Genomic DNA, 13,433 nt, shown 5'->3' on the forward strand with positions numbered 1-13,433 from the left:
TTTTACTGGGCTGCAAATAAACGAAAATTTTTACTACTGCGGAAGCGGTTATTGAAATAGGATGTAAATTTCCACTTCAAACTTTCCGTTTTTAACTTACCGCGTACATTTCTTCGCGTTGGTTTTTTATGTCTTCGCTTTCAATGTATTCATCAAAGTTCATCAGCTTATCAATAGTACCACTTGGCGTTATCTCAATAATGCGGTTGGCCACGGTTTGCATCAGTTCATGGTCGCGCGAGGTAAACAGGATGGTTCCCCTGAAGTCGCTCATGCCATTATTAAGTGCCGTAATCGATTCCAGATCAAGGTGGTTGGTAGGTTCATCAAAAAGCAATACATTGGCCTGTTGCAGCATCATACGGCTAAACATGCAACGCATTTTTTCACCACCCGATAATACATTGCTCTTTTTAAGCACCTCCTCGCCCGAGAACAGCATGCGGCCCAAAAACCCGCGGATAAACTGATCGTCCGCCTCGCCGGTGGAGTATTCCCGCAGCCAGTCTATCAGGTTCATGTCCTTACCCTCAAAGTATTCGGTATTATCAATAGGGATATCGGCCATGTTAATGGTAACACCCCATTTAAACTCGCCTGTATAATCTTTATCGCGCCCGGTTAAAATATCATATAGTGCAGATGTTGCCAAGCTGTTGTTAGATAGAATGGCAATTTTATCATTCTTGTTTACCAGTATATTCACGTTATCAAACAGTACTTCACCGTTCAGCGTTTTGCCCAGGTTTTCTATCTGCAAAATCTGATCACCGGCATCACGCCCCTGATTATTGAATATAATACCCGGGTATTTGCGGTTAGATGGCTGTATCTCATCCAGGTTGATCTTATCCAACGCTTTTTTACGACTGGTTGCCTGTTTTGATTTGGAAGCATTGGCACTAAACCTGCGGATAAACTCCTGCAGTTCCTTAACACGGTCCTCCATCTTCTTATTCTGATCCGAACGTTGTTTTAACGCCAGCTGGCTCGATTCATACCAGAAGGTATAGTTACCGGTATAAATGGTCATTTTAGCAAAATCGATATCTACAACATGGGTACAAACCGTATCCAGGAAGTGCCTGTCGTGCGATACGACCAATACAATAGCTTCATATGATGCCAGGAAATCTTCCAGCCAGTTCACCGTATGGAAGTCAAGGTCGTTAGTAGGCTCATCCAGCAATAAAATATCAGGTTTACCAAAAAGTGCCTGTGCCAATAATACCCTTACTTTTTGCGTGCCATCCAGTTCTTTTACCAGTTTATAATGCAGATCTTCCTTAATACCCAGGTTACTCAGCATGGTAGCGGCATTACTTTCCGCATTCCAGCCATCCATTTCCGCGAAAAGAGTTTCCAGTTCACCGGCACGTAAACCGTCAGCATCGCTAAAATCCTCCTTCATGTAAATAGCGTCTTTCTCCTTCATAATGGCATACATTTCTTTATGCCCCATCATAACGGTTTCAAGTACGCTAAATTCATCAAAGGCGTAGTGGTTCTGGCTAAGTACGGCCATACGTTCGCCGGGAGTAAAGCTCACCGAACCGGTTGTAGGGTCAATATCGCCCGACAGTATCTTTAAAAAGGTGGATTTACCAGCCCCGTTGGCACCAATAATACCATAGCAATTGCCTTGTGTAAATTTAAGGTTAACGTCTTCAAATAAAGTTCGTTTTCCGTAACGGAGAGATAAATTAGAAACTGTAATCATGCTGCACTGTAATTTGCCGCAAAGGTAAGGTAAATAGTTAAAAATAACTATCGGTGGCCCATTAAATGAAATAACGCTGATATAAATACAGCTAATACCGTAAACTTAAGTGAGCAATGTAGCCAGCCTTTGTGTTTCCTCATCTGCCAGTTTTTGAAGAGGCTTTGAGGCGAGCATCTTCATCATCATATTAAGATCTGCTGTAATAGTAAAGGTTGCTTCAGTACCACCGTTAATTTCTATCAGGTCCCATTTTAATTCCATATCAAAAGGCGGCTTCTCTGCGGGAATTATCCTGATCAGATCGTCTACTATCCTTTGCTCAATTTTTAACTTAAGCGTCGTAATATTTTCTATAGTAAAGCTTGCCTCGTCCTGGGTAGAGTTCCAGTCTTTAATATTATCAGGCATTAATTGCCGGTGATTGTTCATATCGGCCAAAAACAGGTAAACATTATCTACCGGCCGTTTAATAATTATCTTACTTTCAAAAACGCTCATGTCTTTATTTTCCCCAGGTTGAAGGGCTTTCCCGCCATTTTCTTAATATTTCCACGTCCGCAGGTAATATATATTGAAACTCTTCCGCGTATTTTATAAGGGAATTATAATTTGACAGCGTATGGAACGGACATTTGGCATTTTTAAAATTTTCAGTAGCTTCATCAAAGCCATAGCTGAAAATAGCCGCTAAGCCTGCTACGGTGTAACCCGCGTCCCTTAATGCTTCAACCGCCTGTAAGCTGCTTTTACCTGTGGATATCAGGTCCTCAATAACCACTACACGCTGCCCGGGCGATATTTCACCCTCAATAAGGTTACCTGTACCGTGGTCTTTAGGTTTCGAGCGTACATAAATAAACGGCAGGCCAAGTTCCTGGGCAACAAGCGCTCCCTGCGGTATTCCGGCAGTAGCAACTCCTGCTATACAGCCCACGGAGCCAAATTCTTCGTGAATGCCGGCACACAGTCTTTGCCTGATGTAGGTACGAATGGTTGGATGCGATAAGGTGATACGGTTATCACAATAAATTGGTGATTTCCAACCGGAGGCCCATGTAAAAGGATTATTAGGTTGTAATTTTATTGCTTTAATTTGCAGCAAAAATTCAGCTACTTGCTGCTCAGTCTCACTATTAGTAAACATGGCTCAAAAATACAGAATTTATATTAACGAAAAAGTGATTTTAATTACCACTGCGTTGCCTGATAAGCCCGAAAAATATCAAGCGATTGATGCTGAGCATTTTGATCTGAAAATAATTTATTCATGGGTGATAAAACATAGCGCCTCGTTTTTTTATGTTTTATGTGACGATGCTAAGGCTTATATGAAAAGCGTGATGAAAAACATCACCCTTATTGAAGCTGCCGGCGGTTTGGTGCAGAACGAGGCCGGTAAATACCTGTTTATTTTCCGTAACGATAAGTGGGATTTGCCAAAAGGCAAAATAGAAAAAGGCGAAAAAACCAAAGTAGCCGCCGTGCGCGAGGTAGAGGAAGAGTGCGGCATAAAAGTGAGCCGGCTTGATGAGAAGATCTGCAAAACCTACCATACTTATATTTATAAGGGCAGGGTAGTGCTAAAAAAAACGCACTGGTTTATGATGCAGCATAAAGGCAAGGCCAAACTTGTGCCGCAAACCGAAGAGGGAATAACCGATGTGCAATGGTTTGCTAAACCGCAGGTTAACTATATCTTACAAAATACCTTTCCGTCTATTATAGATGTGCTGGAAAAAGCCGAATTGATTACAGGTACGGTATAGCTTCTTTAGGCATAAATTGGGTAACATCACCATTATAGCGGATGATCTCGCGTACAATGCTGGAGCTTATAGAAGAATAACCCGGTTTGCTTACAATAAAAATACTTTCTATTTCGGGCTCCAAAGCGTGGTTCATTTGTGCAATGGCTTTTTCATATTCAAAATCAGATACGGTACGTATGCCCCTTATCATATATCCTGCGCCAATGCTTTTGCAAAAATTAACGGTGAGGCCTTCATAAGCTATAACGTGTACTTTTGGCTCATTGGCAAATACCGCTCTCAACATTTCTTCGCGCTGACCTACGGTGAGTAAACCCTGCTTAGTGCTGTTTACACCTATACCGACATAAACTTTGTCGAACAGATCTAAGGATCGTTTTAAAATGTCTACATGGGCTTTGGTTACGGGATCAAATGAACCGGGAAATAAGGCTGTTTTCATATATAAGGATAATATGATCTGCTAAAATCAAAAGTAACCATTATGGCTGATATATTACTTTAATAAATGATTTATGGCGGCATGCTGCAAAAGCATAATGGTTTTTGCATCCATAATTTCGCCGGTAGTTATCATGTCAAGTGCCCGGGAGAAGGGCAGCTCTAATACTTCAATATGTTCCGTTTCTTCCTCTAATCCACCTCCTTCGCTAACTTTCATGTCCTTGGTATATTCGGCAGTAAAAAAGTAAAGAATTTCGGTAACGGAACCGGGCGACATATAAGCCTCAAATACCTTTTGTACATCGGTTATTTTATAGCCGGTCTCTTCTTCCGCTTCCTTTCGTATGCAATCTTCCGGATTATCCTTGTCCAGTAAACCGGCGCATGCTTCAATTAAAAAGCCGCTTTGATTGCCGTTTAAATAGGTGGGCATCCTGAATTGCCGGGTAAGTATTACCGTTTGCGCCGCCTTGTTGTAAAGTAAAATAGTTGCCCCGTTGCCACGGTCGTAAGCCTCGCGCGATTGCGGTTGCCATTCGCCGTTTTTTTGCAGGAATTCAAAATCTACTTTTTTAAGGGTGTACCAGTTATCTGATAAGATACTGGTTTTCAGATTTCTGATCTTGTTACTCATCAGCTTGTTTCTTCTGGTGCTTTAAAAAACGAAAATGAAGAGTGTCCGTATTTGCGTTGCTCCGTAAAAGCGGAATGATTACTCAGGTTTTGTAACGACTGATGTTCAACTATCAGTAGCCCACCCGGTTTAAGCAGATTTTTATCAAAAATGATCTTTGGTATTTCGGGTATTTTGTTCAGGTCATAAGGCGGATCGGCAAATATCAGGTCATACTGTTCGGTTTCCATCGCCAGGTACTTAAAAACGTCTGCCTTAAAGGTATGTATTTGTGTTAACCCATGCTGCCGCGATGCATCCTTCAGGTAATGTACACAATGGATGCTTCTGTCAACCCCGATTACCTTGCCCGCTCCGCGCGATGCAAACTCCATAGCTATATTGCCGGTTCCGCTAAAAAGATCTAATACGGTGATCTCCTCAAACTCGATAATGTTTTGCAGGATATTGAATAAGGCTTCTTTTGCAAGGTCGGTAGTTGGACGAACGGGTAAGTTTTTTGGCGGATTAAGCCTTAAGCCTTTTAATTTTCCTCCGATGATGCGCATAACGATAAGGCAGCAAGGGTTAGTAATTTGTGAGGCACTACTTGTTCGGGCATTTCAAGCGGATATATATCATTCAATTTTACTGTGCCAAAAAACTTTTCCAGATAGGTAAAACTACTATCAGTAGCATTAATATCGCCGCTTAAAATAAGGTTGGTTTGTTTCATGTTCAGCGAAAGTTCTTCGGCAACAAACGCGCTATAATAAGCGAGTTCTTCGGAGTTGGTATAACTAAAGAAATTATAAAAGCGCAGTTTGTTTTCCTTAAAGAATAAGAACTCGGCTACACCTTCATCCATATTTACATATAGGTTGTTATTACCTGAATTATTTGCGGCAATCAAATTTATCCAGCCTTTACCCTGGTAAACAGTATTACTTATATCAAAATATTCACCGTTAGGTACTAAAGCTTCATCAACCTTGTAAATAATAAAATTTTCATTATCTAAAGATTGCGCGTATACCTTTTCGGTTTCCTTAACATCCAGTAAACGCGCCATGTCTGCAACACGGGTATCATCAAAAAGGGTTGTTGGCAGTAAGGTGAATCCCGTTGTTGGTAACCCCGTTATTACTTTTTTATAGTCGGCAGTTAATATGTCTTTATATTCCTGCGGGTTTTTCAACTCCTCCGGCGGGCAATTCTCGGCCCAGGCAAGTAGTTTTTTTTCAAAAATAATGGCATAACTGAACGATTGTGCGTTTAATTGCAGCAAAAGGGTGTAATGATGCGCCTGGTCAAGGTTCAGTTCTTCGTCTGTGTATTTAAAACTATGTTCGCTCATGCAGGTGAACAAAAGTAATATTTTTTAGATTACTTAATTAATATACTTATAGGCATTTTTGTAACTATGCAGCTAACCGATTATATCAGTAAAGCATTTCCGCATCAACCCACACCACAGCAACAGGAACTGTTTGTTAAATTACATCAGTTTTTAATGAGTGATAACGGTGACGAATGCTTTATACTAAAAGGCTATGCGGGTACAGGTAAAACCACTGTTTTAGGAGCTTTAGTAAAAGCACTTGGCAAATATAATTACCGATCAGTACTGCTGGCGCCAACCGGGCGCGCTGCAAAGGTGATCACCAATTATTCCGGACGCAAAGCGTATACCATTCATAAAAAGATCTATCGCAAAAAATCGGCACTTAATGTGGATGAATCTTTTATGTTAGGCGATAATCTGGCTGCAAATACGCTTTTTATAGTAGATGAAGCATCCATGATAGCCGATCAGTTAAGTGGAAATAATCGCGAAACCCTGCTGCACGATCTGGTAAATTATGTATACAATACCAAAAACTGCAAGCTGATGCTGGTTGGCGATACCGCACAGTTACCGCCCGTTGGCGATGATGAAAGCCCGGCACTGGATGATAAATTGATGAAAGACCGTTTCGGACTGGATATTCATCGTTTTGAACTTACCGATGTGTTGCGTCAGCAAAAGGATTCCGGGATTTTATACAATGTTACACGCGTTAGGGATATTATCCGGGAGGGTGATGTTACTATGCCACAGATAGTAACTAAAGGCTATAAAGATGTATTTAGGATGAGTGGCGAGATGCTGGAGGAAGGCTTAAACTATGCGTATAATAAATACGGCATGGAAAACAGTTTGGTAATATGCCGTTCTAATAAAAATGCCAATTTATATAACCGGCAGATACGCGGCAGAATACTAATGCGCGAGGAGGAATTAACCGGCGGCGATCAACTGATGGTGGTGAAGAATAATTATTTCTGGCTGCAGGATCAGGAGGAGGGAAGCACCGGGTTTATTGCCAACGGTGATATTGCGCGGATAAAAAAAGTACGCCGTTTCGAAGAAATGTACGGTTTCAGGTTTGCTGATGTACAACTGGAGTTTATTGATTATGCCGAAGACCCGGTACTTGATTGTAAAATATTGCTGGATACCCTGTATTCCGAATCGCCGGCCCTGCAATCTATTGATCAGAAAAGGTTTTACCTGGAGGCCATGAAGGATTATGACCACATCCCTAACAAACGCGCCAAGCATAACGAATTAAAGCTAAATCCTTATTATAACGCTTTACAGGTAAAATTTGCATATGCCATTACCTGCCACAAGGCGCAGGGAGGGCAATGGGGCGCTGTATTTGTTGATCAGGGCTACTTAACCGAGGAAATGGTAAACACCGATTTTTTGCGTTGGTTCTATACCGCATGTACCCGTGCAACTAATGAACTTTTTCTGGTAAATTTTAACGAACGTTTTTTTGTGCAAAAGAGTGATCTCTGATACCTTAAACCTATCCTGTAACAGATACAAGTTTCATGGCTATCGGTTAGATATATGTTACATTATAAGATCTAAAGCATCAAAAATAGTGTTCCGAAATCCAAAAAGCGGAACACTTTTTAAATAATTTTAATTAGCTGTAATTCAAATATATCCAATGTTTATATGAAGTAGACTACCTGTTAAATATAAAAATACAAATATGATAACTTGCTGATTAAAAGTGTGTTCCGCTTGTTCCGTTTTTTGTATACACACCAGCGGAACAGAACAGAAATAAACTAATTTGCTATTCTGCTTGTGGCAATTCAATGGTGAATGTACTGCCCTTGCCTTCCTCACTTTGGACACTTATTTTGCCGTGGTGTCCTTCTACAATTTGCTTTACAATACTTAAGCCTATCCCGGTTGACTGTTCACCTTTAAGCCCTGTGCGGCCTGCGCCCGAAAAGCGCTCAAAAAGTTTTGGTATCATATCCTTAGGAATACCCAATCCGTGATCCTTCACCTGTATAACTATTTTTTCCTTTATCCGGTTCAGGTGTAACTCTACCTTGTCGGTTTCTTTAGAAAATTTAAGCGCATTACTTATCAGATTGTCAATAACTCGGGGGAACTTCTCATGATTAATTTGCGCGTATGCAGCTTTAACATTACTTATCAATACTACATTTTCCTTGCCGCCTAATTGTATTTTCCAGGTATCAGCAATGCCTTGTAATAATTGATTCAATTCGGTCCGGCGGGTATCAAAGGAGTTATTGTTTTCGCTTTTGGCTGCTTCCAGCAGATCGTCAATAATGGTGCGCGCTTTAACGCACGATGTTTTCATCATGCTCAGGTTTTCCTGAGTTTCTTCATCAATATCTTCCAGTTCCATCATCATAGCTAATGATTCAACCGCGGCTATCGGGTTCCGCAGATCATGTGCTACGGTACCTAACACCTGGTTTTTAAATATATTTGCTTTCTCAATTTCTACGTTCTTTTCGCGTATCTCAATTATTTGCCGGTAATAACTCGCTTTGTACGAAAAAAAGTACCTGGAGGTCATATAAAAACCCGCTATTAAAATAGCCGAGATCATTTGGTTGTATATCATCTCTGTAGGGTCGGCCTGTGCATGCAGCAGCATTATGCTGAAAAGCATTTCAATACCAACTATCAATACAATGGTTTCGTAGTATTCAAATACAAAAAGCACACTCACTATACTTAAAGCTATAAGATACAGGGTGAGGGCGTTGCTGGGGTCGGATGTGGCAATAAAGCTGGAATACATGCCGCAAACAATAAGGTATAGCGAGAATATAAAAACAAAAAGCGCCATACCTGTTGAACCATGGCGGGTTGTTCTGAACCGCTGCACCATTAAATGGCTTATGAGGTAAAAAAACGGAGTTACAATAATATATATCCAATTGGTAAAGCTGAATTCAGGAAAATTTTGTGCCTTAGTTAAACTTTCCGGAAAAATGTGATAAAGTATCCGGATGACCAGATTAAGCGTTAAAAAAATGAAGCTTGCAGTACGTACGCTTAACAGATTTTGATAGGTATAATAATTGCGATATGCTACGCTGTATTTGGAAGGAAGCCGTGTGAAAAAATGCGTATCCAATTGATAAAATAACTTTAGGGGGTTGGCCAAAAATATAAAATATATATGCTACGTTAAAATATAATTAACATTTATATAAGCTGGCTTTTTGGCTGGTTATCAGTGAGTTTTATTGACAAAATGACTGCTTGTTTTGTTTTCGGGTGTCAAAGTTTCAGTTATAAAAATATGGCAATTAATTTGTTCAGAACTAAATACTATGAATTTTAACAACTTTACTATAAAAGCACAGGAAGCCATCCAAAAGGCTTCTGAGATTGCCACAGGTAATCAGCAGCAGGCTATTGAAACAGCCCACTTAATGAAGGGCTTGTTATTGGTAGATGAAAATGTTATCACCTATCTGTTAAAAAAGCTCAATGTTAATCTTAACAGGTTAAATGAGATCGTTGATCAGCAGATAGAAACTTTCCCAAAGGTTAGCGGCAGTAATGTTTATTTATCATCGTCGGTAAATACGGTTTTGCAAAAAGCACAGTCATATTTAAAAGAATTTAAGGATGACTTTGTATCTGTAGAGCATTTGCTGTTAGGTATTTTAGCGGGCGGTGACAAAATATCAAGCGCGCTTAAAGATTTGGGCGTAAATGAGAAAGATCTTAAAAAAGCGATCATGAGCTTGCGTGGCGATAGCAAAGTAACCGATCAAAATGCCGAAGCTACTTACAACGCACTAAATAAATACGCTCGTAACCTTAACGAATATGCCGCCTCTGGTAAACTTGACCCGGTTATTGGCCGCGATGAAGAAATTCGCCGGGTAATTCAAATATTATCAAGGCGTACTAAAAATAACCCAATTTTAGTAGGCGAGCCGGGTGTAGGTAAAACCGCTATAGCCGAGGGTATTGCGTTCCGTATAATACAGGGCGATGTCCCTGAAAGTTTAAAAACCAAGGTAGTGTATTCCTTAGATATGGGCGCGCTTATAGCAGGTGCCAAATACAAAGGCGAGTTTGAAGAACGCCTGAAAGCTGTGGTAAAAGAAGTAACCCAAAGCGATGGCGAGATCATCCTGTTTATTGATGAGATACACACTCTTGTAGGAGCTGGCGGGGGCGAAGGTGCTATGGATGCTGCAAATATTTTAAAACCGGCATTGGCCCGTGGTGAATTACGCTCCATAGGTGCCACCACGTTAAATGAATACCAAAAGTATCTGGAAAAAGATAAAGCGCTGGAGCGTCGTTTCCAAAAAGTTATGGTAGAAGAACCTGATACTGCAGATGCTATATCTATCCTGAGAGGATTAAAAGAACGCTATGAAGCACACCATAAAGTGCGTATAAAAGATGAAGCAATTATTGCTTCTGTAGAGATGTCGCAACGGTATATATCTGACAGGTTTTTACCTGATAAAGCTATCGACCTGATGGACGAGGCCGCGTCAAAATTACGCCTCGAGATGGATTCGGTACCCGAAGTGGTGGACGAACTTAACCGTAAAATTATGCAGCTCGAAATTGAGCGTGAAGCTATCAAACGGGAAAAGGACGATCGCAAGGTGAAAGATCTGAGCGAGGAGATTGCCAACCTGTCATCGCAGCGCGATTCTTTACGAGCCAAATGGCAGGGCGAAAAAGATCTGGTTGATGGTATCAATCAAAAAGTAGAAATGATTGAAAATTACAAACTGGAAGCAGATCAGGCCGAGCGTGCGGGTGATTACGGTAAGGTAGCTGAATTGCGCTACGGCAAGATACGCGAAGCGCAGGATGAGGTAGAAAAATTGAAATCAGCTTTGCGCGAAAATCAGGATGACAACCGTATGCTGAAAGAGGAGGTAACTGCCGATGATATTGCAGGCGTGGTATCCCGCTGGACAGGTATTCCGGTTTCAAAAATGATTCAAAGCGAACGTGAAAAACTATTGAACCTGGAGGCCGAACTGCACAAACGTGTGGCAGGGCAGGAAGAAGCAATTGAAGCTATAAGCGATGCCATACGCCGTAGCAGGGCAGGGTTGCAGGATAAGCGAAAACCTATCGGTTCATTTATATTTTTAGGTACTACCGGTGTGGGTAAAACGGAACTGGCCAAAGCTTTAGCCGAGTTTTTATTTAATGATGAGGCCTCGTTGGTACGTATTGATATGAGTGAATATCAGGAACGGCATTCCGTATCGCGTTTAATTGGTGCGCCTCCGGGATATGTGGGTTACGATGAAGGCGGACAGCTTACCGAAGCTGTAAGGCGTAAGCCATACAGTGTGGTATTGCTGGACGAGATTGAAAAAGCGCATCCTGATGTCTTCAATATTCTGTTACAGGTATTGGACGATGGTCACCTGACTGACAATAAGGGTCGTGTGGTGAATTTTAAGAACACCATCATCATCATGACCTCTAATATCGGTTCTAACATTATCCAGGAGAATTTCCAGGATATGCAGGATGAGAACCGGGATGAGGTTATCGCTAAAACCAAGAACGAATTATTTGTGCTGCTGCGCAGCACAATAAGGCCGGAGTTCCTGAACCGTATTGATGAGATCATTATGTTTACCCCGCTTAGCCGCGATGAGATAACCGATATTGTTAAATTGCAGTTTAAGCATGTACAGCAAACATTGGCCGAAATGGGTATTACCATTGAAGCGTCAGATGAGGCTTTGGATTGGCTGGCACAACTTGGCTACGACCCGCAGTTTGGAGCACGACCGTTAAAACGGGTTATTCAAAAAAGAATACTGAATGAATTATCTAAGCAGATACTTGCCGGTAAGGTAGATAAAGACAGCAAAATAAAACTGGATATGTTTGATAATAATTTTGTGTTCATGAACACATGAATTATATAAATTGATATAAGTAAGGGGCGCCAATTGGTGCCCCTTTTTAATTTAATGGAAAATTGATTTCAGCCGTTTTAAGCCAATTGAAAATATTAATTCTAATACTCTTAAAAGTAAAACAACATTCGGTATTGCTGGTTTAAATGGTATAATCTGTATCACAACATATAAACAATACTTAATATGAAAAATTTTGAAACTATGGTGGATGCCACCAACGATCTGAACAAAAGAGGATATACGGCTAACTTAAGCCTGGAAGGTGATACCATCGACGATAAAGACCAGGATATTCATATGAACGAGGATGACTTCGAAATTGATGAATTTTATCGTTTCGAAGGGCAAAGCGATCCGGCGGATATGTCTATTGTATATGCTATCAGCTCCGAAAAATATAATTTAAAAGGGGTATTGATCAACGCTTTCGGTACGTATGCTAACAATAGCGAATCTGCCATACATGCAAAATTACATCATCACCAGGTGAGCAATCAATTGCATGGCGAAGACAGACCAAAAGAATAACAAAAATATACTTATGAAGAGTTAAAATTACGAAGCAGTCCCATAATTTTAACTCTTCATATTTTCCAGCCCTCTCAATAATTTTTTCCACGAGCCTGAATTGCAGGACCTCCAATACGCATTAAAATTTGTAGCTGTGCAGCTAATTCTTCTTTTATCCATGCATATCTGGGAATCATATTAAATAAGGCTTCGGCGGCACATACCTTTACAGCCACTTTCACTTTCGGATCAATTATCCAATCAAAAAATTGTCCGATAGCTGGTTCCATGTCAACCTTTATTAATGCATTCTGTACGGCTTCATGAGCGTTAGGCTTAGTTGATAACATTAAGATGCGCGCATAGTGGCGTTTACAACTCTCGTTACGCACCTCATTTATTCTTGATAGCAGATAAGCAAGGTTTGCAGCATGTTCAGTCGGGTATCTCAAAAAAATATTATCCAACACCATGCGGCTCTGAAAGCAATGGTTTTATCAGGATGAAAAGTGACATCTATTAATTCATTTATGTCAAACTGGTTATTATTCAAAATTGCAGAAAGCTGATCAACTTTGGTTTTTCCAAAGGTAGTCATAAGCTGTTCAATCAACTGTTCTTTATGAAGCATTGCTGTGTATTCAGGAATTTAAATTTATAAAAACTTTCCGTTTTTAGCACGGTATTAATATTAGTAATCAATCAATAAACAGCCATGCCGGTTAAACGTAAAGCAAAAAGGGGAACAAAAAAGTGGTCGGCAAAAGTGACCAAAGAGAGCGATGCTCTTGACCTGGAGAATGATGTTTTTAAATTAAAGGATCCGGAAAAGATAGCCGAATCGTTAAAGGAATCGGCCGAAAAAAGTCGTAAGCGAAAAGCCTCGCCTTTCCAAAGCGCTATGTCCATGTTAAATTTTTACATTAACCGTGCGGGAAAGAATCTGTCAAAAACGCAGAAGAAACCGTTAGAGCAGGCTAAAAATAAACTGCGTAAGTTATATGGACGTGCCGAACAATAAGTTATAGTGTGTTAACATTTGTTTTTCAAATACTTAACTAAATTAGCCCTGCCAATTTTAAAAACTTTACAACATTTCAACTTTAGGGCT

The 13,433-nt window shown here is 40.4% G+C and carries 15 protein-coding genes; 5 read left to right on the forward strand and 10 right to left on the reverse strand.

Annotated elements, in window-relative coordinates:
- Nucleotides 1–91: 91 nt before the first annotated feature.
- From I5M19_RS06415 to pyrE, 3 genes are all read right to left on the reverse strand, one after another.
- Entirely contained in the window at nucleotides 92–1,720 is a 1,629-nt protein-coding gene (locus I5M19_RS06415; RefSeq protein ID WP_200065377.1) for an ABC-F family ATP-binding cassette domain-containing protein, read from the reverse strand.
- A 105-nt stretch (nucleotides 1,721–1,825) separates the two neighbouring features.
- A complete protein-coding gene (locus I5M19_RS06420) occupies nucleotides 1,826–2,221 on the reverse strand; it encodes an SRPBCC family protein (RefSeq protein ID WP_200065378.1) in 396 nt (131 codons plus the stop codon).
- Between the two features lie 4 nt (nucleotides 2,222–2,225).
- On the reverse strand, nucleotides 2,226–2,867 hold the full coding sequence (gene pyrE, locus I5M19_RS06425; protein ID WP_200065379.1) for an orotate phosphoribosyltransferase: 642 nt from the start codon (nucleotides 2,865–2,867) through the stop codon (nucleotides 2,226–2,228).
- Here pyrE and I5M19_RS06430 point away from each other — a divergent pair.
- Nucleotides 2,866–3,489, forward strand: coding sequence for an NUDIX hydrolase (locus I5M19_RS06430; protein ID WP_200065380.1), 624 nt, complete (start codon nucleotides 2,866–2,868; stop codon nucleotides 3,487–3,489). The two genes, pyrE and I5M19_RS06430, sit on opposite strands and share 2 nt — an antisense overlap.
- Here I5M19_RS06430 and coaD read toward each other — a convergent pair.
- Genes coaD through I5M19_RS06450 form a run of 4 tightly spaced genes read right to left on the reverse strand, consistent with a single transcriptional unit; the run spans nucleotide 3,473 to nucleotide 5,906 of the window.
- Entirely contained in the window at nucleotides 3,473–3,934 is a 462-nt protein-coding gene (gene coaD, locus I5M19_RS06435) for a pantetheine-phosphate adenylyltransferase (RefSeq protein WP_200065381.1), read from the reverse strand. The genes I5M19_RS06430 and coaD overlap by 17 nt on opposite strands.
- 54 nt (nucleotides 3,935–3,988) lie before the next feature.
- Nucleotides 3,989–4,570 carry a GDP-mannose pyrophosphatase NudK gene (gene nudK, locus I5M19_RS06440; RefSeq protein ID WP_200065382.1) on the reverse strand — a complete coding sequence of 194 codons (582 nt, stop codon included), beginning with the start codon at nucleotides 4,568–4,570 and terminating at the stop codon, nucleotides 3,989–3,991.
- Nucleotides 4,570–5,118, reverse strand: coding sequence for a 16S rRNA (guanine(966)-N(2))-methyltransferase RsmD (gene rsmD, locus I5M19_RS06445; protein WP_200065383.1), 549 nt, complete (start codon nucleotides 5,116–5,118; stop codon nucleotides 4,570–4,572). Before rsmD ends, nudK begins: the two co-directional genes overlap by 1 nt.
- Nucleotides 5,094–5,906 carry a DUF3822 family protein gene (locus I5M19_RS06450; protein ID WP_200065384.1) on the reverse strand — a complete coding sequence of 271 codons (813 nt, stop codon included), beginning with the start codon at nucleotides 5,904–5,906 and terminating at the stop codon, nucleotides 5,094–5,096. Before I5M19_RS06450 ends, rsmD begins: the two co-directional genes overlap by 25 nt.
- A gap of 66 nt (nucleotides 5,907–5,972) precedes the next feature.
- Between I5M19_RS06450 and I5M19_RS06455 the strand changes: the two genes are divergently transcribed.
- Nucleotides 5,973–7,397 carry an ATP-dependent DNA helicase gene (locus tag I5M19_RS06455; protein ID WP_200065385.1) on the forward strand — a complete coding sequence of 475 codons (1,425 nt, stop codon included), beginning with the start codon at nucleotides 5,973–5,975 and terminating at the stop codon, nucleotides 7,395–7,397.
- A 289-nt stretch (nucleotides 7,398–7,686) separates the two neighbouring features.
- Here the strand turns inward: I5M19_RS06455 and I5M19_RS06460 are convergent, their stop codons facing one another.
- Nucleotides 7,687–9,018 (reverse strand): sensor histidine kinase, encoded by a 1,332-nt coding sequence (locus I5M19_RS06460; RefSeq protein ID WP_200065386.1) that lies wholly within the window; start codon nucleotides 9,016–9,018, stop codon nucleotides 7,687–7,689.
- 199 nt (nucleotides 9,019–9,217) lie between these two features.
- On the opposite strand from I5M19_RS06460, the gene clpB reads away from it, so the two are divergent.
- Both clpB and I5M19_RS06470 read left to right on the forward strand, forming a co-directional pair.
- Complete coding sequence (gene clpB, locus I5M19_RS06465; protein WP_200065387.1) at nucleotides 9,218–11,809, forward strand: ATP-dependent chaperone ClpB; 2,592 nt, start codon at nucleotides 9,218–9,220, stop codon at nucleotides 11,807–11,809.
- A 186-nt stretch (nucleotides 11,810–11,995) separates the two neighbouring features.
- Nucleotides 11,996–12,340: a phosphoribosylpyrophosphate synthetase gene (locus tag I5M19_RS06470; protein WP_200065388.1), complete on the forward strand. Its 345-nt coding sequence runs from the start codon at nucleotides 11,996–11,998 to the stop codon at nucleotides 12,338–12,340.
- 74 nt (nucleotides 12,341–12,414) lie between these two features.
- Here the strand turns inward: I5M19_RS06470 and I5M19_RS06475 are convergent, their stop codons facing one another.
- Together I5M19_RS06475 and I5M19_RS06480 are read right to left on the reverse strand one after the other, a co-directional pair.
- Nucleotides 12,415–12,774, reverse strand: coding sequence for a hypothetical protein (locus tag I5M19_RS06475; RefSeq protein ID WP_200065389.1), 360 nt, complete (start codon nucleotides 12,772–12,774; stop codon nucleotides 12,415–12,417).
- Complete coding sequence (locus I5M19_RS06480) at nucleotides 12,771–12,953, reverse strand: hypothetical protein (protein ID WP_200065390.1); 183 nt, start codon at nucleotides 12,951–12,953, stop codon at nucleotides 12,771–12,773. Before I5M19_RS06480 ends, I5M19_RS06475 begins: the two co-directional genes overlap by 4 nt.
- Before the next feature lie 84 nt (nucleotides 12,954–13,037).
- Between I5M19_RS06480 and I5M19_RS06485 the strand changes: the two genes are divergently transcribed.
- Entirely contained in the window at nucleotides 13,038–13,343 is a 306-nt protein-coding gene (locus tag I5M19_RS06485) for a DUF3175 domain-containing protein (protein ID WP_200065391.1), read from the forward strand.
- The last annotated feature ends 90 nt before the right edge of the window (nucleotides 13,344–13,433 follow it).

The sequence above is a fragment of the Mucilaginibacter segetis genome (genome assembly GCF_016522075.1).
Taxonomy (GTDB): Bacteria; Bacteroidota; Bacteroidia; order Sphingobacteriales; family Sphingobacteriaceae; genus Mucilaginibacter; species Mucilaginibacter segetis.

Bases quoted from the DNA above. Each gene is read 5' to 3' on its own strand.
- I5M19_RS06415 (WP_200065377.1), bottom strand. From the start codon at position 1,720: ATGATTACAGTTTCTAATTTATCTCTCCGTTACGGAAAACGAACTTTA.
- I5M19_RS06420 (WP_200065378.1), bottom strand. From the start codon at position 2,221: ATGAGCGTTTTTGAAAGTAAGATAATTATTAAACGGCCGGTAGATAAT.
- I5M19_RS06430 (WP_200065380.1), top strand. From the start codon at position 2,866: ATGGCTCAAAAATACAGAATTTATATTAACGAAAAAGTGATTTTAATT.
- pyrE (WP_200065379.1), bottom strand. From the start codon at position 2,867: ATGTTTACTAATAGTGAGACTGAGCAGCAAGTAGCTGAATTTTTGCTG.
- coaD (WP_200065381.1), bottom strand. From the start codon at position 3,934: ATGAAAACAGCCTTATTTCCCGGTTCATTTGATCCCGTAACCAAAGCC.
- nudK (WP_200065382.1), bottom strand. From the start codon at position 4,570: ATGAGTAACAAGATCAGAAATCTGAAAACCAGTATCTTATCAGATAAC.
- rsmD (WP_200065383.1), bottom strand. From the start codon at position 5,118: ATGCGCATCATCGGAGGAAAATTAAAAGGCTTAAGGCTTAATCCGCCA.
- I5M19_RS06450 (WP_200065384.1), bottom strand. From the start codon at position 5,906: ATGAGCGAACATAGTTTTAAATACACAGACGAAGAACTGAACCTTGAC.
- I5M19_RS06455 (WP_200065385.1), top strand. From the start codon at position 5,973: ATGCAGCTAACCGATTATATCAGTAAAGCATTTCCGCATCAACCCACA.
- clpB (WP_200065387.1), top strand. From the start codon at position 9,218: ATGAATTTTAACAACTTTACTATAAAAGCACAGGAAGCCATCCAAAAG.
- I5M19_RS06470 (WP_200065388.1), top strand. From the start codon at position 11,996: ATGAAAAATTTTGAAACTATGGTGGATGCCACCAACGATCTGAACAAA.
- I5M19_RS06480 (WP_200065390.1), bottom strand. From the start codon at position 12,953: ATGCTTCATAAAGAACAGTTGATTGAACAGCTTATGACTACCTTTGGA.
- I5M19_RS06485 (WP_200065391.1), top strand. From the start codon at position 13,038: ATGCCGGTTAAACGTAAAGCAAAAAGGGGAACAAAAAAGTGGTCGGCA.